The sequence below is a fragment of the Acidocella sp. C78 genome (genome assembly GCF_907164655.1).
In genome coordinates this window covers 50,864-68,799 of record NZ_CAJQZK010000085.1, presented here as the reverse complement: position 1 = coordinate 68,799, position 17,936 = coordinate 50,864, and the positions used below count along the sequence as shown (strand labels likewise).

The window sequence follows — 17,936 nt, the reverse complement described above, 5'->3', positions numbered from 1 at the left end:
TAATAAAAAACGTATATATAAACGATGCGGAAGTCGGCCTGTTTCATCTCCAGCCGGTCAGCGGCCACTTCCTGCTGATCGACGGCAAGGCCGTCTCGCCCGGTCAGGACGCCTATGCCCGGCGGCGCTGCGCCAGCGCCGAAGGGCGCGTGCGGATCGGCATGGAAATATCGTCCCATCCGCCCAACACCTGACCCGCCGCCCCACAATCCCGCCACCCGACAATCCCGCCACCCCACACCGCCGTTCCGAAATCCGGCGTAACGCCGGGCGCAAGGTCCTTGCCCACCCCCCGCCGGCCATGCTTGTTGGAAAAAATGACGGCAACCTCCGCACCGCAGGGCTTTCTGCCCCGCTTCGTCGGCTTCATCGCCGCGCTCTGCGCCTGCGTCGCCGCCGAGGGCCTGCGCTGGCGTCGCGGCGGCCCGGTCACCATCCTCGCCTGGACCCGCCTGCGCCGCCTCTGCGCCCGGCTCGAATCCCTCGCCGCCAGAGCGCCCGCCCCGCCGCGTCATCGCCCCCACCGCGAGCGATGCGGCGGCGCGAAGTCCCCCCTGCCGCGCGGCTTCGCTGGCTCCGCATCACCTTTCCCGCCGCCGCATCCCTCGCACCCCAGCTCCGCGCCCTGCTCGATGCGCCAGACGCGCACGCCTTCATCGCCGCAACCCCCGCCGCCGGCCGCATCCTCCGCCCCCTCTGCCACACGCTCGGCATCCGCCCGCCGCCGCTCCTCGCCTTGCCGCCCCGGCCGCGCAAACCCCGCCCCAAACCCGCGCTACCTCCGGGGCCAATGCCCTCGCCTCCACCCGAAAGCGCGGCCCAATACACCCGCATGAACCCCGCGGCGCCGCGCCCCGCGCAGCCGCCCGGCGGCAAGCCCGTCACCCCCTGGCCCCGCCCGCCAGACCGCCGCTTCATCCCCCCACGTCGCTCCCGCACCTGACGAGCCGGCGCCCCGCGCCCGGCCGCATACCCATGCCCCGATCCCGCGTTTGACCCGGCCGCGCGCCGATCCTAAACGCAGCGCATGACACAGTCCGAAGCCGATACCCCCACGAGCTGGCCCTTCCGCGAAGCCGAACGCGTCGTCCATCGCCTGCGCAAATCGGGAAAAACCACGGCCCTGTTCGAAACCGGCTACGGCCCCTCCGGCCTGCCCCATATCGGCACCTTCATGGAGGTCGCCCGCACCTCCTGGATCAGGCTCGCCTTCACCAGGCTCACCGGCCTGCCCTCGAAGCTGCTCGCCTTCTCCGATGATATGGACGCCTTGCGCAAAGTCCCCGGCAATGTCCCGCAGCAGGACATGCTGCGCGAGTTCATCGGCCAGCCGCTCACCCGCGTGCCCGATCCCTTCGGCACCCACCCGAGCTTCGGCGCCCACAACAACGCCCGCCTGCAAGCCTTCCTCGATTCCTTCGGCTTCGAATACGAATTCGCCTCCTCCACCGAATATTACACCTCCGGCCGCTTCAACGACGCGCTGCGCGCCGTCGCCGCGAAGCACGATGCCATCCGCGACATCATCCGCCCCACCCTCGGCCCCGAGCGCCGGGCCACCTACTCGCCCATCCTCCCGCTCCACCCGCGCACCGGCCAGGTCATGCAGGTCGCGATCGACGAGGTCGATGTCGATGCCGCAACCGTCACCTGGCGCGATCCGGAAACCGGCATCGCCCACGAAACCTCGATCCTCGATGGCGGCGCCAAGCTGCAATGGAAGGCCGACTGGGCGATGCGCTGGTTCGCCCTCGGCGTCGACTACGAAATGTCCGGCAAGGACCTGATCGATTCCGTCCGCCTCTCCAGCGCCATCGTCCGCGCCCTCGGCGCCGAGCCGCCCGAAAGCTTCACCTACGAACTCTTCCTCGATGAGCACGGCCAGAAGATCAGCAAGTCGAAGGGCAACGGCCTCTCGGTCGAGGAATGGCTCACCTACGCCCCGGCCGAAAGCCTCGGCCAGTTCATGTTCGCCTCGCCCCAGCGCGCCAAGCGCCTCTATTTCGACGTCATCCCCCGCGCCACCGACGAATACCTGACCCACCAGGACAATCTGCGCGAGGGCAAGGGCAGGGCAGAGGACAATCCCGCCTGGTTCATCCATGGCGGCGACATCCCCGCCGCGTCGAGCAGCCCGATCCCCTTCGCCATGCTGCTCAACCTCGCCTCGGTGGTGAACGCCGAAACCCCCGACCTGCTCTGGGGCTTCATCCGCGCCTACCGGCCCGAGGCAACGCCCGACTCCGCCCCCTTCCTCGCCCGCCTGGTCGATTTCGCGGTGCGGTATTATCAGGACTTCATCAAGCCCGCGAAACAATACCGCCCCCCCACCGAGCTGGAGCGCGCCGCCCTGCTCGACCTCGCGGACGGGCTGAAAACCATCCCCGACGACGCCGATGCCGAGGCGCTGCAAAACCTGCTCTACGATGTCGGCAAGCGCCACCCCTTCGCCAGCCTGCGCGAATGGTTCGGCTGCCTCTACCAGGTCCTGCTCGGCCAGAGCGAAGGCCCCCGCTTCGGCGGCTTCATCGCCCTCTACGGCATCGCCCCCACGATCGGCCTGATCGAGCAGGGTCTCGCCCGCTGACTCACCGCCCCGCCGGTCCGGCGAGTTCCTGCTGTAGCCAGGCTGAAAACCGCGCGATCAGCGGATTCGCCTGGCTCGGCTGCGGATAGACCAGGAAATGCGCGAGATAATGCAGGTCGACCGAGCGCCCCTCTAATGGCGCGACCAGCCGGCCGCTGGCGATCTCCCGTTCCGCCAGCCTGGTCGATTCGAGCGCGACACCCAACCCATCGGCCGCCATGCTGATGGCGAGAAAGCTGCGGTCGAAGCGTAGCCCGTGCGGCGCCGGCGTGCTCAGCCCGTTGGCGGCGAACCAGTCGGGCCAGCGCAGCATCTTGTTGTCGCTGTGGATCAGCGTTTCCCGCACCAGATCGCCCGGCCCCGCAATCCGCCTCGCGAGCGCCGGCGCGCAGAGCGGTGTCACGGTTTCCTCGCCAAGTGAAATCCGCACCATGCCCGGCACCACCCGCGCGGTCGGCGCCGCGGCGTAGACGATGTCGGCGTCGAAGGCGCCGTCGCTGAACCGCGCATAGTCGGTGCTCGCGGCGATCCGCACCTCGACCTGCGGGTTCGCCGCGAGAAAGCGCTGCAGCCGCGGTGCGAGCCACTGGGTCGCGAAACTCGGCGCGACATGCAGGCGCAGCAGCCGCGGCGCGCGGGTGGAGACGGACTGCATCCCCCGGCGCAGCGTGTCGAACGCCTCGGCGACATGGCGCATCAGCGTCTGTCCCTCGGCGGTCATCTCAATCGTCCTGGCCTGGCGCAGGAACAGCCGGACGCCGAGCAGGTCTTCGAGCTTGCGGATCGCGTGGCTCACCGCGCTCGGCGTCAGGCTGAGTTCGGCGGCGGCGGCGCGGAAGGAGCCGGTGCGCCCCGCGGCCTCGAAGGCGCGCAGCATCGACAGCGGAATCGTGTTCAGCATGGCGGGAGAGATGAACCGAATTCACCAATTCATGCAAATTATCCGTTTGAAATTTCATTCTCCCGGCGCTTTTCTCCGCTCCGGATACACGGAGGAAACGCATGCTGCTCAACGGCAAGACCGCGATCATATCTGGTGGCGCGAGCAAGAAGGGGATCGGCCTCGCAACCGCGCGGCTGTTCGCCGAGCACGGCGCGCGGGTCGCCATTCTCGATCTCGATCAGGGGGCTTCCGACGAGGCAGCGGCGTCGCTCGGCGCTTCGCATCTCGGCGTGGCCTGCGACGTCACCGATCGGGCAGCCTGCGATGAGGCGGCGCGCCGGGTCCTTGCCGCGTTCGGCCAGGTCGACATCCTGATCAACAATGCCGGCATCACCGAGCCGTTACGGCTGCTGGAGATCGAGGCGCGGAACTGGCAACGGGTGCTCGACGTCAACCTCACCGGCGTGTTCCATCTCAGCCAGGCGTTGCTGCCGCATATGAGCGCGCGCGGCAGCGGCTCGATCGCGTGCATGTCGTCGGTTTCGGCGCAGCGCGGCGGCGGCATTTTCGGTGGCCCGCACTATTCGGCGGCGAAGGCCGGCGTGCTCGGCCTCGCCAAGGCGATGGCGCGGGAGTTCGGCCCCGCCGGCATCCGCGTGAATGCGGTGACGCCCGGCCTGATCCAGACCGAGATCACCGGCGGCAAGCTGACCGAGGAGATGCGCGCCGAGATCCTCAAGGGGATTCCGATCGGCCGGCTCGGGACCGCCGAGGACGTGGCGCGGATCTTCCTGTTCCTCGCCTCCGATCTCTCCGCCTATGTCACGGGCGCGGTGATCGACGTCAATGGCGGCATGCTGATCCACTGATCCAGAAACAGCGTCGGGAATTCTGCGCCATGTCCTTCTCGAAACCGGTCTCGTCGCCGGACGCCCGCGACGATGGCTTCCCCCATGCCGGCTCCAACGTTTCGCTGCGCGAGCGGGCCTATCGCATCCGCCGTCACGCGCTGCGGATGGGCGAGGTGCAGGGGCAGGGTTATATCGCGCAGGCGCTCGGCATCGCCGATGTGCTCGCGGTGTCCTATTTCCATGCGCTGCGCTACCGGCCGGACGACGTGCGCTGGGAGGGGCGCGACCGCTTCCTGCTGTCGATCGGTCATTATGCGATCGCGCTTTATGCGGCGCTGATCGAGGCGGGGATTCTGCCCGAGAGCGAAATCGAGACCTATGGCGCCGACGAGAGTCGCCTGCCGATGTCGGGCATGGCCGCCTATACGCCGGGCATGGAGATTACCGGCGGCTCGCTCGGCCACGGCGTCGGCATCGCGGTCGGCATGGCGCTCGGCCTGAAGCGGAAAACATCGGATGCCTTCGTCTACACCCTGTTTTCCGACGGCGAGCTGAACGAGGGCTCGATCTGGGAAGGCGTGATGGGGCGGCGCACTGGCGGCTCGACAACCTGATCGGCATCGTCGATGTCAACGACCAGCAGGCGGACGGACCGTCCTCGGCGATGTCGTCGCGCGAGCCGCTGCATGAGCGCTTCCGTGCCTTCGGCTGGCATACCCAGCGCGTCGACGGCAACGATATCGACGCCGTCGCCGCCGCCTTCGACGCCGCGCGCGCCGCCAAAGTCGCAGCGCCACGCATCGTGATTTGCGACACTCGGATGGCGAAGGGCGTACCCTTCCTCGAAACCCGCGAGCGCAACCACTTCCTCCGCGTCGAGCCCGAGGAGTGGCAGCAGGCGATCGACCTGCTCGACGCCAGTTTCAGCGGAAAGGCCCCGTGATGAGCACCGCACCGACGCAGGCGGCGAAGCCGCGCCTGACCACATCGGCGATGATCGCCTCGATCGCCGCCCCCGGCCAGCGCACCGCGCCGGCGCCGTTCGGCAACGCGCTCGTCGAGTTGGCGAAGACCCGCCCCGAGATCGTCGGCCTGACCGCCGATCTTGCGAAATATACCGACCTGCACATTTTCGCGAAGGCCTGTCCGGAGCGCTTCTACCAGATGGGCATGGCCGAACAGCTGCTGATGTCGGCCGCCGCCGGACTCGCGCGCGAGGGGGCGCTGCCCTTCGTGACCACCTATGCCGTGTTCGCCGCCCGCCGCGCCTATGACTTCATCTGCATGGCGATCGCCGAAGAACGGCTCAACGTGAAGATCGTCTGCGCCCTGCCGGGCCTGACTTCCGGCTACGGGCCGAGCCATCAGGCGACCGAGGATATCGCGATCTTCCGCGGCATGCCGAATCTCACCATCGTCGATCCGGCCGACGCGCACGAGATCGCGCAGGCGACACCGGCGATCGCGGCGCATGACGGGCCGGTCTACATGCGGCTGCTGCGTGGCAACGTGCCGCTGATTCTCGACGAGTATGGCTATACGTTCGAGCTGGGGACGGCGAAGACGATCCGGACCGGCAACGATGTTCTGGTGATCTCGACCGGGCTCGCGACCATGCGCGCGCTGCAAGCCGCCGAGATGCTGGAGGCGGACCGCATCGGTGTCGAGGTGCTGCACGCGGCGACGATCAAGCCGCTCGATCTCGCGACGATCCTCGCCGCCGCCGGCAAAAGCGGGCGCCTCGTCGTCGTTGCCGAGAACCACACGGTGGTCGGCGGGCTTGGCGAGGCCGTGGCGGCGGGAATGCTGCGCGCCGGCATCGCGCCCCGGTTCCGCCAGATCGGCCTGCCGGACGCGTTCCTGGCCGCCGGCGCGCTGCCGACCCTGCACGACCGCTACGGTATTTCGGCCGAAGCGATGGCGCGGCAGATCAGGGCTTGGCTCTGAAACGCCAACATCAAAGCCCGGTCTGATTCATTTCGAAAGGAGGAAACAACGATGAGCAATAACACGATCCGCCGGCGCACATTGCTTGCGGGGGCGGCATCCGTGCCGGCCGTCACGATCCTGACCCGCAGGGGCGATGCCGCGCAGTTCCGCTGGAAGATGGCCACCGGCCAGGAGCCGAGCCATCCGGTGAACATCCGCGCGGCGCAGGCGATCAAGGCGATCCGCGAGGCGACCGGTGGCGGGCTCGATATCAAGCTCTACCCCGCCGCACAGCTCGGCACCGACAAGCAGCTGATCGCTCAGACCAGGCTCGGCGGCATCCAGATCATGAACATGGCAAGTTCCGTTCTGGCAACGACGATACCGCAAGCCGGCATCGTCAATATCGGCTACGCCTTCCTGACGCCGAAGGATGTGTGGGCAGCGGTCGACGGTCCGCTCGGCGCCTATATCGCGAGGAAGATCGACGCCCACGGCATGCATCAGATCGGGCCGAGCTGGGAGAACGGCTTCCGCAACGTCACCTCCGGCACAAAGCCGGTGAAGTCGCCGGCGGACCTGCACAATTTCAAGATCCGCGTCCCGCCGGCGCCGATCCTCTCGTCGATGTTCGCCGCGTTTGGCGCTGCGCCGACCGCGATCGATTTCAGCGAGGTCTATACCTCGCTCGAAAATCACGTGGTCGATGGCCAGGAAAATCCGCTGCCGATCATCTACACGGCGAAGCTCTACGACGTGCAGAAATATCTGAGCATGACTCAGCACGCCTGGGATGGCTATCTGATCATCGGCAACAAGCCGGCTTTCGCGCGGCTGCCGGCGAAATGGCAGGACATCGTGACCGCGGAATTCGGCAAGGCGGGGCATGCGGAGCGGCAGGATATCGCCGATCTCGGCAGCTCGCTGAAAGCGAAGCTGGCGGCAAGGGGGATGAACATCCTCGATGTCGACAAGGCGACGTTCCGCAGCGCCCTCGGCAAGGCGAAATACTATCCGCACTGGAAGCGGACATTCGGCGCCGAGGCCTGGGGCCTGCTCGAAAAGACGGCCGGCCCCCTCGAATAGGGCCGCACCCGGTGGCGGACGGTGGGATGAGGCTCCCGAACCGTCCGCCCTGCGGGACGCGCAAAAGCGGCGACAAGAAAACGCGGCGCCGCGCGAGCGGAACGACCGGGGGAGAGAAACGATGCAAGCATGTTCTGCAACCATGGCGTCCGGCAGGATTCGCCGGCCGGTCGCGAGGCGTGCCGGTGCCGTGCTCGACGGCGTTGGCGTCGCGCTGCTGGCGGCGGAGGTGCTGGTGCTGTTCGCTGGCATCATCGCGCGCACGGTGTTCGTTCATCCGCTGATCTGGTCGACGGAATTCGCCCGGCTGGTCTTCGTCTGGCTGACCATGATCGGCGCCGCGATCGCGGTGCGCGACGACCGGCACATGCGGATGACGGCGCTGGTGCACAGTCTGCCGGCGCGCTGGCAGTCCCGACTCCGCGCCGGGGCGGATGTGGTCCAGCTGGTCGCCGCGCTGGCGATGATCGGGCCAAGCCTCGTTTTCCTGCGGGTCGAGCGGCTGTCATCGTTGTCGCAGCTCGGCATTTCCAGCGCCTGGGAGGCCGCGGGGCTGGTGGCGGGTTTCGGGCTGATCGTGCTCTTCCTGCTGCGTGACCTGTTCGCGCATCGGGGCGCGGATGTCTGGCGCGGCGCGCTGGGGGCGGCGGTCATCGTCGGCGCGGCGTGGCTGGCCGGCCGGGCCCTGTCCGCCGACACGCTGCCGGAGGTGATCTTCGTCTTCGTCGCGATGCTGTTCGCGACTGTGCTGGCCGGCGTGCCGATCGCCTTCGCCTTCGGCTTCTGCACCAGCTTCTACCTGATGGTCACGCAGAGCGCGCCGCTCGCGGTGATGGCGAGCCAGGTGGAGCAGGGCACCTCGTCGATCATCCTGCTTGCGGTGCCGCTGTTCGTGCTGCTCGGCGGGTTGCTGACCGTGACACGCCTTGCGCCGGCGATGATGCGCTTTCTCACCGAGCTGATCGGTCCGGTGAAGGGCGGGCTGTTCTATGTGCTGATCGGCGGAATCCTGCTCGTCTCCGGCATATCGGGGGCGAAGACGGCCGATCTCGCGGCGGTCGCGCCGATCGTGGTGCCGGAGATGAGGCGGCAGAAGATCGACGAGGGGCACATTCTCTCGGTCGTCTCGTGCTGCGGCGCGATGGCCGAGACGATCCCGCCCTCGATCGTGCTGATCATCATCGGCGCGGTCACCGGCACCTCGATCTCGGCGCTGTTCGCTGCGGGGCTGATGCCGGCCATCCTGCTGGCGGTCATTCTGGCGCTGCTCTCGCGGGTCTGGGCGGGGGCTGATGCGGTGGCCTCGGCGCCGCGCGTGCCGGCGCGGCGCATCGTGCGGAGCTTCCTTTACGGCCTGCCGGCGCTGGCGCTGCCCTTCGTGATCCGCTTCGCCGTGATCGACGGCATCGCCACCGCGACCGAGGTCGCCACCATCGGCACCGTCTACGCGATCGTCCTCGGGGTCGTGTTCTATGGCGGGTTCCGGCCGGCGGCGCTGTATGACTGTGCGGCGAAGGCGGTCGGGCTGTCGGGGACGATCATGTTCATCATCGCGGTGGCCACCGCGATGAGCTGGACGCTGACCCAGTCCGGTTTCGCCGATGACATCACAAGGCTGATGCTGGCCCTGCCGGGCGGGCGCTACGGCTTCCTGCTGGGCTCGATTGTCCTGATGATCGTGCTTGGCAGCATTCTCGAGGGCATCCCGATCCTGGTGCTGTTCGGGCCGATCCTGTTTCCCATCGCCCGCACGCTGCATGTCGGCGATGTGCGCTATGGCATCATCGTCATCCTCGCGATGGGCATCGGCCTGTTCGCGCCGCCGGTCGGGCTTGGCTATTACGCCGCCGGGATCATGACCGATATCGACCCGAACCGGGCCCTGAAGACGATCTGGTGCTATCTCGCGGCGCTGGTCGTGGGCCTGCTGGCGATCGCCTTCGTGCCCTGGGGCGCGATCTGATGCGTGCCCTGGGGCGCGATCTGATGCGTGCCCTGGGGCGCGATCTGATGCGTTCCCTGATGCGTGCTCCGAGCCGGGCGGTCAGCGCATCAGGCGGGCGATCGTCGGCTGCAAGGCCACGGCGATCCGGCGCATGCCCTCGGCATCGGGGTGCAGGGCGGGTTCGGGCGGGTGCATGCGTGGGTCGACATAGAGCGCGGGGTCGGGGCGGCCGCCGGTTTCCAGCACGTGGCCGACATCGCGGAACGTCACGAGATCGCTGCGCGCATAGCGGCGGGCGAGATCTTCATTGATGATCCGGGTCTGCGCGCTGATCCAGGCCGAGCGGATCGAGGGCAGGATGCCCAGCAGCAGCACGTGCGCGCCGGGGACGTGGCGGTGCAGATCGCGCACCACCGCCTCGATTCCCGGCACCGTCTGGTCCGCGCCCCAATGGGTGCGGCCGAGATTGTTGGCGCCGATCAGCAGCACGACGAGCCTGGGATGCAGGCCGGCGAACTCGCCATGGTCGATCCGCCAGATCACGCTCGCCGTGGTATCGCCGATCAGGCCGAAATTCAGCGCGTCGTAGCGCCCGTAATACTGCCGCCAGATCGGCAGGATCTGCTGGTAGCGGTGCTTCCCCTCGCGGTGCCAGTATTCGGTGATGGAATCGCCGAGCCAGACCAGCCGCGCGCCGGGATGCGCGCGCGCCTCCTGCTTCGTGTGCTCGAAGCGGTGCTGCCACCAGGGCAGGTCCATCCGCCCGATCGGCACGGCGGCGAGATTGACGCGGGCCTGGGCGGTGAAGGGAAGCAGCAACGCCAGCAACAGGCAGAGGCGACGGATCATGCGGACCTCGATGGATCGTGGCGTCCGAAGACGCGGGGATAGATGAACAGATAGGCGCCCTGGAACAGGCCGGCGAGCAGGAAGGGGGCCGCGAGGGCGCCGGACTCGAACAGCACGCCGGCCAGCGCCGGGGCGACGCCGCGCGGCAGCAGCACCGAGATCGTGTTAACGCTGGCGGCAAGCCCCCGCCGCTCGCCGCGCACGAGGCCGAGGGCGACCGCCTGCCGCGCCCCGGCGGTGCCGCGGTTGAAGGCGGAGCGGAGGGCGTAGACGACGAGAGCCACGCCGAAGCTCGGCGAGAAGGGCAGGGCGAACAGGCTGACCAGCCCGATGCCGCGCATCAGCACCACCGCGCGCACCGTGCCGAGCCGCCGGGTCAGCCGCCCGGTGGTCAGGGCCGCGATGCCGGCGGCGGCGAAGGCGATGGCGAGCGCGGGGCCGATGGCCGCGGCCCCCGCATGGAAGCGGGCGGCGAACCACCAGGAGATGAACGGGCCGGACAGGCCGATTCCGGTGCCGTTGAGAACGTTGAGCCCGGCGAGTTTCCAGAGCAGGGAGTTCTCCGCCTTCGACACCTCCTCATGCCGCTCCGCCCGGGCTTCGGGCTTGCGCGGCGGATCGGGGGTGAGGGCGAGCAGCATTGTGGCGATGAGCGAGGCGGCGAGCGGCAAGGCGAACATCGGCCGCGATGCGCCGATCAGCCCGGCGAGCACGGCGCCGATCCCCATGCCGAAAAACCCGATCGCGGTGTTGATCGACAGCACGCTGCCGAACTCCCGTTTTTCGATCAGGCCGGACAGCCAGGATTGTTCCGCCGGCGCGAACGGGCCGGCGGCGCCGTTCGCGCCGCGGCCGAAGCCGCCGATCACCGCGGCGAAGGCGAGCGGCAGTGCCGCCGGCGTGAGCAGGCCGATCAGCGATGCGAGCACCGAAATCGCCTCATAGACGAGAACGAAGCGCTTGCGGCCGAAGCGGTCGCTCGCCGGGCCGACCAGCGTCGTCACCGCCACGGCGAACAGGATCGACAGCGCGAAGACGACGCCGAGGAACGTCGCGCTCCAGCCGAGCCTGGTGACATAGAGCGCGAAATCGACCACCAGCGCGCCCTGGGCGATGCTGCGCGCCCCGCGCGCGCCCATCAGCCGGACGATGTCGGGGCGCGCGGTCGCCATCAGGCGCCGAAGGGGATCAGGATCAGGCTCAGCCCGCCGAGGACGGCGCAGTAGATGGCGAACGGGCCGAGCGCCCAGCGGTCGTGATCGCGGAAATAGCGCATCAGGAAGGCGGTCGAGAGATAGGCGACGATCCCGGCAACGATGGCGGCGATCACGGCGGTGCCGAACATGCCGCGCGCGGCGGCGGCGTGGTGCAGCAGATGCGGCACCTCGACCACGGCGGCGCCCGCGATCACCGGGGTGGCCATCAGGAAGGCGAAGCGGGCGGCGGCCTCGTGGTCGAGCCCGCGGGTCAGGCCGCCGACGATCGCCGAGCCCGAGCGCGACAGGCCGGGCAGAAAGGCGAGGCACTGGAACAGGCCGATGATGGCGGCGTCGCGCAGCGTCATCTGACCGATGCCGAATCCGTTGCCGGCGCGGTGCCGGCGCAGCCTTTCGCCGATCACCAGCACCGCGCCATTGGCGATGAGGAAGGCGGCGGCGATCTCGGGACTGGCGAAAAGGTGCTGGATTGGCTTTTTCAGCGCGAAGCCGATGATCACGGCGGGCAGCGTGGCGACGACGAGGCGCAGCAGCAGGCCGCGCTGGGCGTCCACCTCGCCGGGGTTGCCGCGGCCGAGCAGGCCGACGAACATTGCCCACCACTCGCGCCAGAAATACAGCAGCAGCGCCGTCGCGGTGCCGACATGCAGAAGCACGACGAAGGGCAGGAAGGACGGCGCCGCCTGGTCGATCCGCCAGTGCAGCAGGGCGGGAACGATCACGACATGGCCAAGGCTGGAGACGGGAAAGAGTTCCGTGGCGCCTTGCAGGAAGGCGAACAGGATTGCGGTCAGCAGGGTCATGGCGGCTCCGGCGGTTGAAGGTGCGGCCTCACTTGGCAAACAAGTGGCGTAAAGGCAACGCGGCCGCGCGCCCGCTGGCGCCCTTGCGCCGGCCGGCTTGCCATTCCTTCACCCCACGCACATAGTCCGGTCATTATCCGGAGCCGAAGTCCGCCGCCCGGCGCGGCGGCGAGGCCCGCATGCTGGATTTGGACATTTCCATTGTCGAACCATCTCCTGCGCCTTTTGCGGCGCCTCTGGTCCCTGATCTGCACCCTGGCCCGGCCGCGCCGGCTGGTTGCGCTGTTCCTCTGTTTCGGACTGGCCACCGGCGCCGAGCTGGCCTTCCTCACGCCGATCGGCCAGGTGGCCGACGAGCCGACCCAGCTCGCCCGCGCCGACGGGCTGCTCTACGGTCAGCTTCTCGGCCATCGGGTCAGCCATCCCCACCTGCACCAGGTCTTTTCCGGGGTGATCACCGATATCGCCACCGTCAGAATCTGGCAGGTGATGCTGGAGCACGGGGTCGGCAACAAGCGGGTTTCGCCGGCGCAAATGGCCGAGGCGCGGGCGGTGCGGTGGTCCCGCCGCACGACGTTCCTCGACTGCCCGAATACCGTCACCTATTTTCCGGCGCTTTATCTTCCGGCGACGATCGGGCTCGGGTTCGGCCGGCTCGCCGGCCTGTCTCCCTGGCGGACGGTGCTGCTCGGCCGGGTCATGATGCTGGCGGCGTTTCTGGCCATGGGGGCCGCGGCGCTGGCGCTCGCACGGTGGGGTCATGCCCTGCTCTTCGCGACGCTGATGCTGCCGATGACGATGTCGCTGGCCGCCTCCTTCGATATCGACGGCCAGCTTATCGGCGCGGCGGCGCTGGCGGCGGCGCTGCTGACAAGCGATCCGGCGCGCGAACCGGGCCGGCGCCGGCTCGCCGCCCTGCTGCTCTGTCTCGTGATCATGGCCAAGCCGCCCTACGGGCTGCTGCTGTTCCTCGGCCTGCTGCCGCTGGCGCAGCCGCGGCGCCGCGCTCTCCTGGTCCGGCTGTCGCTGCTGGCGGTGCCGCCGCTGATCTGGATCGTCGTCATCCGACATGTCGCCTCCGCCCCGCTTTATTACGCGCCCCCCTATCATCCGGGGCCGCTCTGGCCCGGACCGCACGACCTGCTGTTCACCTCAGTCGATCCGGCCGACAATCTGCGCGGCCTCATCGCGCATCCCGGCGCGGCGCTCCTGCTGCCGGTTCGCGACCTCGCCGCGCATGCGCTGGTCTACCTGCGCGAGGCGATCGGCGTTCTCGGCTGGCTTTCGGTCACGCTGCCGCGCTGGCAATATCGGGGATGGGGCCTCGCCCTGCTCGCCGCCTTCATCGGCACGATGCTTGCCGGCCCCGCCGAACGCCGCTCGGCGCGCGATGCCGGGCTCGCCGCGCTGCTGGTGCTGGGCAGCGTGTGGGCGGTGATGATGGCGGTCTATCTGAGCTGGACTTATACCGGATATGACCGGATCGACGGCATCCAGGGGCGGTATTTCCTGGTGATCCTGCCGTTTCTGGCATTCGTTCGGCCCGGTCCGGGCTGGGCGCCGGGCAGTGAGGATGGGCGGCGGGCGATCGAGACGCTGGCCGCGCTGCCGGCGGTGGTCATGGCGCTGGCCGATCTCGCCGTTCTGCCGCAGATCTTCGCCCGGATCTTTTACTGATCGTTTCTTTTACTGATCGTTGCCCGAACCGGGAGAGGCGCCGGTTTGCCGCGGCGCCGGTTTGTCGGTAAAAGGAGCAACTCGCGCTCTGGTTGTGATGGCGCCGGATGCCGCGCTCGTGGCGCGCACAGGTAAATGGCGCCGGCGTATGGCGCAGGAGGAAAAGATCGTGTCGGCACAGGCAAGCCCGGTCACGGTTTCGGTCGTTGTGCCGTTTCACGATGAGGCCGGCAATGTGGCGCCGCTTTACGAGCGGCTCGCCGCCGTGCTCGACGGCAGCGGCGAGAGCTGGGAGCTGGTCTGCGTGAATGACGGCAGCCGCGACGCGACGCTCGGCGCCCTTCAGGGCCTGGTTGCGCGCGATGCGCGGGTGCGGGTGATCGACCTGTCGCGCAATTTCGGCAAGGAGGCGGCGCTGACCGCCGGGCTCGACCATGCGCGCGGCGCGGTGGCGATTCCACTCGACGCCGACTTGCAGGACCCGCCCGAGGCGATTCCGGCGCTGCTCGCGAAATGGCGCGAGGGCTACGACGTGGTCAACGCCACGCGGGTCTCGCGTGAGGGCGACGGCGCGGTGAAGCGTTTCACCGCGCATATGTTCTACCGGGTGATGAACCGGCTGAGCGACGTGCCGATCCCGCGCGATACCGGGGATTTCCGCCTGATCGCCCGGCCGGCGCTGGAGGCCCTGAAGCGGCTGCCGGAGCGGCGGCGGTTCATGAAGGGGTTGTTCGCCTGGATCGGCTTCCGCACCACCACCATCACCTATCACCGCGCCCCGCGCCATGCCGGGCGGACGAGCTGGACCTACTGGAAGCTATGGAATTTCGCGCTGGAGGGGGTGACCTCGTTTTCCAGCGCGCCGCTGCGGCTGGCGTCCTATCTCGGCTTCGCCGTTTCGCTGTTTGCCTTCGTCTATGCCGCGGTGACGATCTTTCGCAAGCTCGTCTATGGCAATCCGGTGCAGGGCTATCCCTCGCTGCTGGTCGCCATCCTGTTCCTCGGCGGGGTGCAGCTCATCGCCCTCGGCATGATCGGCGAATATCTCGGCCGGCTCTATGAAGAGAGCAAGCAGCGGCCGCTCTATATCGTGCGCGGGATCAGCGGCGGCGATTCGTCGCCGGGGTCATGAGGCGGCGAAGCGCTGGATGCGCTCGGCCATTGCCGCAACACCGTTGCCGCGATTGCCGGACAGGGCGCCGATCAGCCCCCAGTCCTTGAGGAAATCCGGCGGTGTCGCGCGGATCTCCGCCGGTGTGCGGCCGGAATAGACCTGCAACAGCATGGCGACGAGGCCGCTGACGATGGCGGCGTCCGACGCGCCGGCGAAATAGAGTTTGCCGCCTTCGAGCTTCGGCTCCAGCCAGACCCGGCTCTGGCAGCCGGGCACCAGCCGCTCCTCGGTCTTCAGCGCCTCGGGGAAGGCGGGCAGCGCCTGGCCCAGCTCGATGATGAACTGGTAGCGGTCCATCCAGTCATCGAACAGGAACAGCTCGTCGCGCAGGGCGGCGATCGCCGCGGAAGCACTTTCCTGCGCGGGGACGACGAAGGGCGGCGCGCTCATGCCAGGCGGACCAGGCGGTGATGCTTCTTGCCGGCCGAGAGCTTGGCCGCGCCGTCGATCACGTCGGCGAGGGTGACCGTGTGCGCCTCGTCGGCGATCGGGGCGTCGTTCAGCCGCGCGCCGCCGCCGCGGATCAGCCGGCGCGCCTCGCCATTGCTGGCGGCAAGACCGGCGCGAACCAGCAGGGCGAAGGCGGGAATGCCGGCTGCAAGCTCGGCGGCGGGAATGTCGATCCCCGGCAGCGTCTCCGCCGCCTCGCCGCCCTCGAAGGTGCGGCGCGCGGTCTCGGCGGCGTCCTCGGCGGCCGCGCGCCCGTGGCAGAGCGCGGTCGCCTCGGTGGCGAGGATCTTCTTCGCCTCGTTGATCTCGGCCCCTTGCAGCGCCTCGAGCCGGGCGATCTCGCCGAGCGGCAGGTCGGTGAACAGGCGGAGGAAGCGGCCGACATCGGCGTCCTCGGTGTTGCGCCAGAACTGCCAGTAGTCGAACGGGCTGCGCCGTGCGGCCGAGAGCCAGACGGCGCCGGCCGCGGTCTTGCCCATCTTCGCGCCCGAGGCGGTGGTGATCAGCGGCGCGGTCAGGCCATAGACCTGCTTGCCGTCGGTGCGGCGGACGAGGTCGATGCCCTGGACGATGTTGCCCCACTGGTCCGACCCGCCCATCTGCAGCACCACGCCATGGCGGCGGTTCAGCTCGCGGAAATCATAGGCCTGCAAAATCGAGTAGTTGAATTCGAGGAAGGTGAGGCCCTGCTCGCGCTCCAGCCGCGAGCGGACCGAATCGAAGGAGAGCATGCGGTTGACGCTGAAATGCACGCCGACCTCGCGCAGCAGGTCGATATAGCCGAGCGTGTCCAGCCAGTCGGCGTTGTTGACCATGATGGCGTCGGACGGGCCGTCGCCGAAGCGCAGATAGGCGGCGATATTGTCGCGGATACCGGCCATGTTGAGCGCGATCTGCTCCTCGGTGAGGAGCTGGCGGGCTTCCTCGCGGAACGAGGGGTCGCCGATGCGGGTGGTGCCGCCGCCGAGAATGGCAACCGGCTTGTGCCCGTGCTTCTGCAGCAGGCGGAGCATCATGATCTGGATCATGTGGCCGACATGCAGGCTGTCGGCCGTGCAGTCGAAGCCGATATAGCCGGCGATCGGGCCGGCGCGCATCGCCTCGCGCAGTCCCTCGGTGTCGGTGCACTGGAAAATGTAGCCGCGCGCTTCTGCCTCGCGCAGGAAATCGCCGGTATCGCTCATGGGCATGGTTCCGCCGTGGTCGGGGTGGCCGCAATCGGCCTGTGGGTCTTCAGATGGGCGCGGGGTAGCACGCGGGGGCCGGCGTGCCAATTCCGCCGGCCGCGCGGGCGGCGCGCAGGGCGCCGAGCAGGATCGCGAGCGGGGCGACCTCGGCATGCGCGAGGCTCGCCATCAGCGGGCCGAGCACCGGCCAGAGCCAGAGCAGCGCATCCGCCGGCTCCAGCCGGCCGCGCCGCCAGGCGAGCCACGCGGTCATGACCGAAACCCCGGTCATGTCGTTCACATAGGCATAGGGCGTGACGAGCAGCGTGAGGCAGACGGTGAGTGCGGCGCGGGCAATCGGGTCCGGCGCCGGGATGCGCCAGGCCCGCCAGCACCAGCGCGCGGCAGCCAGCGCGGCGGCGGCCTGGGCCGCGCCGGCGAGCGTCACGCCGGCGCCGAGGCTGCGCGCCATCCAGAACACCGAAACGCCGTTCAGCTCGTAGCCCGCCGGGAACGGGGCGATGAGATGGGCGTGCGCCGCCGCCATGCCCCGGCCGAGCCACGCCGCCCAGATCGCCGGGCCGGTGACCAGGGTGATCGCGCCGGCGAGGGCGGCGGCCAGCGCCGCGCCGGTGGCAAGGCCCCGCCAGTCGCCGCGGGCGAGCAGCACGACCGGGCCGAGCAGCCCGGCCTGCGGCTTGAGCGAGAGCAGGCCGAACAGCGCCCCCGCGTCCCTCCGCCGCGCCGATGCGGCGGCGAGGGCGGCGATGAACAGGCAGCCCGAGAGCGGGCCGAATTCGCCGATCGACACGCCGGTGAGCGAAGCGGGCCCGAGCAGCCCCGCCGCGATCACCGGCCAGGGCGCGCCGGCGCGGCGCAGCAGGAACGGGCAGGGCAGGGCGATCAGGATCGTCCACATCAGCAGGCCGGCGCCGGGCGCGAGCGGGGCCAGCGGCAGCATCGCGAGTAGCGCCGGCGGCGGGTAGAAGAACTGCATGAAGCCCGGCAGCCCCGGTCCCACATGTGCCGCGGTCCAGCCGAGAAAGCGCGACGGCGTGTAGAGCGACGCCGGCGCGGCCGAGACGGCGATATGCGCGGCCGGCCAGAAGGCGAAGAAATCGCTCGGCAGCACCGCCGGCACCACGTGCCGGCCCGCCAGCACGGCGGCGGCGATCACGCCCAGCAGATGCAGCGTCGCCCGCGCCGGCGCCAGCCAGGTGAGGCTGGCGATGCCGAGCACCAGCCAGGGCAGGAAGGTTCGCCCGTTCACCGCCGGGCGGAAGCTGCCGCGCGCCGCGCGAGGGTCCACGTCCGATCCT

General features: G+C 69.1%; 17 protein-coding genes and 1 pseudogene. 11 read left to right on the top strand and 7 right to left on the bottom strand.

What is annotated here, in order from left to right; all coding sequences use genetic code 11:
• The 3 genes and pseudogenes from ACIDOCELLA78_RS91705 to ACIDOCELLA78_RS91695 form a co-directional block, all read left to right on the top strand.
• Positions 1-194 (top strand): annotated as a pseudogene (locus tag ACIDOCELLA78_RS91705) (hypothetical protein); the annotation flags it as partial.
• A gap of 338 nt (positions 195-532) precedes the next feature.
• On the top strand, positions 533-943 hold the full coding sequence (locus tag ACIDOCELLA78_RS91700) for a hypothetical protein (RefSeq protein WP_249676175.1): 411 nt from the start codon (positions 533-535) through the stop codon (positions 941-943).
• A gap of 84 nt (positions 944-1,027) precedes the next feature.
• The gene (locus tag ACIDOCELLA78_RS91695) at positions 1,028-2,587 is read left to right on the top strand and encodes a lysine--tRNA ligase (RefSeq protein ID WP_201729135.1); all 1,560 of its coding nucleotides are present in this window, start codon (positions 1,028-1,030) and stop codon (positions 2,585-2,587) included.
• A 1-nt stretch (position 2,588) separates the two neighbouring features.
• On the opposite strand, the gene ACIDOCELLA78_RS91690 is transcribed toward ACIDOCELLA78_RS91695, so the two are convergent.
• Positions 2,589-3,488, bottom strand: a complete 900-nt coding sequence (locus ACIDOCELLA78_RS91690) for a LysR substrate-binding domain-containing protein (RefSeq protein WP_201729134.1) — start codon at positions 3,486-3,488, stop codon at positions 2,589-2,591.
• 101 nt (positions 3,489-3,589) lie between these two features.
• On the opposite strand from ACIDOCELLA78_RS91690, the gene ACIDOCELLA78_RS91685 reads away from it, so the two are divergent.
• The 6 genes from ACIDOCELLA78_RS91685 to ACIDOCELLA78_RS91660 all read left to right on the top strand — a co-directional run bounded on the left by ACIDOCELLA78_RS91685 (position 3,590) and on the right by ACIDOCELLA78_RS91660 (position 9,299).
• Positions 3,590-4,339 (top strand): SDR family NAD(P)-dependent oxidoreductase, encoded by a 750-nt coding sequence (locus ACIDOCELLA78_RS91685; protein ID WP_201729133.1) that lies wholly within the window; start codon positions 3,590-3,592, stop codon positions 4,337-4,339.
• Between the two features lie 29 nt (positions 4,340-4,368).
• The gene (locus ACIDOCELLA78_RS91680; protein WP_283770850.1) at positions 4,369-4,935 is read left to right on the top strand and encodes a hypothetical protein; all 567 of its coding nucleotides are present in this window, start codon (positions 4,369-4,371) and stop codon (positions 4,933-4,935) included.
• The gene (locus ACIDOCELLA78_RS91675) at positions 4,833-5,264 is read left to right on the top strand and encodes a hypothetical protein (protein ID WP_307850918.1); all 432 of its coding nucleotides are present in this window, start codon (positions 4,833-4,835) and stop codon (positions 5,262-5,264) included. Before ACIDOCELLA78_RS91680 ends, ACIDOCELLA78_RS91675 begins: the two co-directional genes overlap by 103 nt.
• Positions 5,264-6,268 (top strand): transketolase family protein, encoded by a 1,005-nt coding sequence (locus tag ACIDOCELLA78_RS91670; protein WP_201729132.1) that lies wholly within the window; start codon positions 5,264-5,266, stop codon positions 6,266-6,268. The genes ACIDOCELLA78_RS91675 and ACIDOCELLA78_RS91670 overlap by 1 nt, the downstream gene beginning before the upstream one ends.
• A gap of 51 nt (positions 6,269-6,319) precedes the next feature.
• Positions 6,320-7,336: a TRAP transporter substrate-binding protein gene (locus ACIDOCELLA78_RS91665; RefSeq protein WP_201729131.1), complete on the top strand. Its 1,017-nt coding sequence runs from the start codon at positions 6,320-6,322 to the stop codon at positions 7,334-7,336.
• Positions 7,337-7,478: 142 nt separating this feature from the next.
• Positions 7,479-9,299 carry a TRAP transporter large permease subunit gene (locus tag ACIDOCELLA78_RS91660; RefSeq protein ID WP_249676173.1) on the top strand — a complete coding sequence of 607 codons (1,821 nt, stop codon included), beginning with the start codon at positions 7,479-7,481 and terminating at the stop codon, positions 9,297-9,299.
• 81 nt (positions 9,300-9,380) lie between these two features.
• Here ACIDOCELLA78_RS91660 and ACIDOCELLA78_RS91655 read toward each other — a convergent pair whose 3' ends face one another.
• From ACIDOCELLA78_RS91655 to ACIDOCELLA78_RS91645, 3 genes are read right to left on the bottom strand one after another with little or no spacing between them, the layout of a single operon-like run.
• Positions 9,381-10,130 (bottom strand): platelet-activating factor acetylhydrolase IB subunit, encoded by a 750-nt coding sequence (locus tag ACIDOCELLA78_RS91655; RefSeq protein ID WP_201729129.1) that lies wholly within the window; start codon positions 10,128-10,130, stop codon positions 9,381-9,383.
• Positions 10,127-11,302: an MFS transporter gene (locus tag ACIDOCELLA78_RS91650; protein WP_201729128.1), complete on the bottom strand. Its 1,176-nt coding sequence runs from the start codon at positions 11,300-11,302 to the stop codon at positions 10,127-10,129. Before ACIDOCELLA78_RS91650 ends, ACIDOCELLA78_RS91655 begins: the two co-directional genes overlap by 4 nt.
• Positions 11,302-12,150 carry an undecaprenyl-diphosphate phosphatase gene (locus ACIDOCELLA78_RS91645; protein ID WP_201729127.1) on the bottom strand — a complete coding sequence of 283 codons (849 nt, stop codon included), beginning with the start codon at positions 12,148-12,150 and terminating at the stop codon, positions 11,302-11,304. Before ACIDOCELLA78_RS91645 ends, ACIDOCELLA78_RS91650 begins: the two co-directional genes overlap by 1 nt.
• 201 nt (positions 12,151-12,351) lie before the next feature.
• On the opposite strand from ACIDOCELLA78_RS91645, the gene ACIDOCELLA78_RS91640 reads away from it, so the two are divergent.
• Positions 12,352-13,827, top strand: a complete 1,476-nt coding sequence (locus ACIDOCELLA78_RS91640; RefSeq protein ID WP_201729126.1) for a DUF2142 domain-containing protein — start codon at positions 12,352-12,354, stop codon at positions 13,825-13,827.
• A gap of 169 nt (positions 13,828-13,996) precedes the next feature.
• Positions 13,997-14,959, top strand: a complete 963-nt coding sequence (locus ACIDOCELLA78_RS91635; RefSeq protein WP_283770849.1) for a glycosyltransferase family 2 protein — start codon at positions 13,997-13,999, stop codon at positions 14,957-14,959.
• Here ACIDOCELLA78_RS91635 and ACIDOCELLA78_RS91630 read toward each other — a convergent pair.
• The 3 genes from ACIDOCELLA78_RS91630 to ACIDOCELLA78_RS91620 are packed head-to-tail and all read right to left on the bottom strand — an operon-like array spanning position 14,954 to position 17,926.
• Positions 14,954-15,391: a SufE family protein gene (locus ACIDOCELLA78_RS91630; protein ID WP_201729124.1), complete on the bottom strand. Its 438-nt coding sequence runs from the start codon at positions 15,389-15,391 to the stop codon at positions 14,954-14,956. The genes ACIDOCELLA78_RS91635 and ACIDOCELLA78_RS91630 overlap by 6 nt on opposite strands.
• A complete protein-coding gene (gene tyrS, locus ACIDOCELLA78_RS91625; protein ID WP_201729123.1) occupies positions 15,388-16,641 on the bottom strand; it encodes a tyrosine--tRNA ligase in 1,254 nt (417 codons plus the stop codon). Before tyrS ends, ACIDOCELLA78_RS91630 begins: the two co-directional genes overlap by 4 nt.
• A 43-nt stretch (positions 16,642-16,684) precedes the next feature.
• Positions 16,685-17,926, bottom strand: coding sequence for a glycosyltransferase family 87 protein (locus tag ACIDOCELLA78_RS91620; protein ID WP_249676170.1), 1,242 nt, complete (start codon positions 17,924-17,926; stop codon positions 16,685-16,687).
• Positions 17,927-17,936 lie beyond the last annotated feature (10 nt).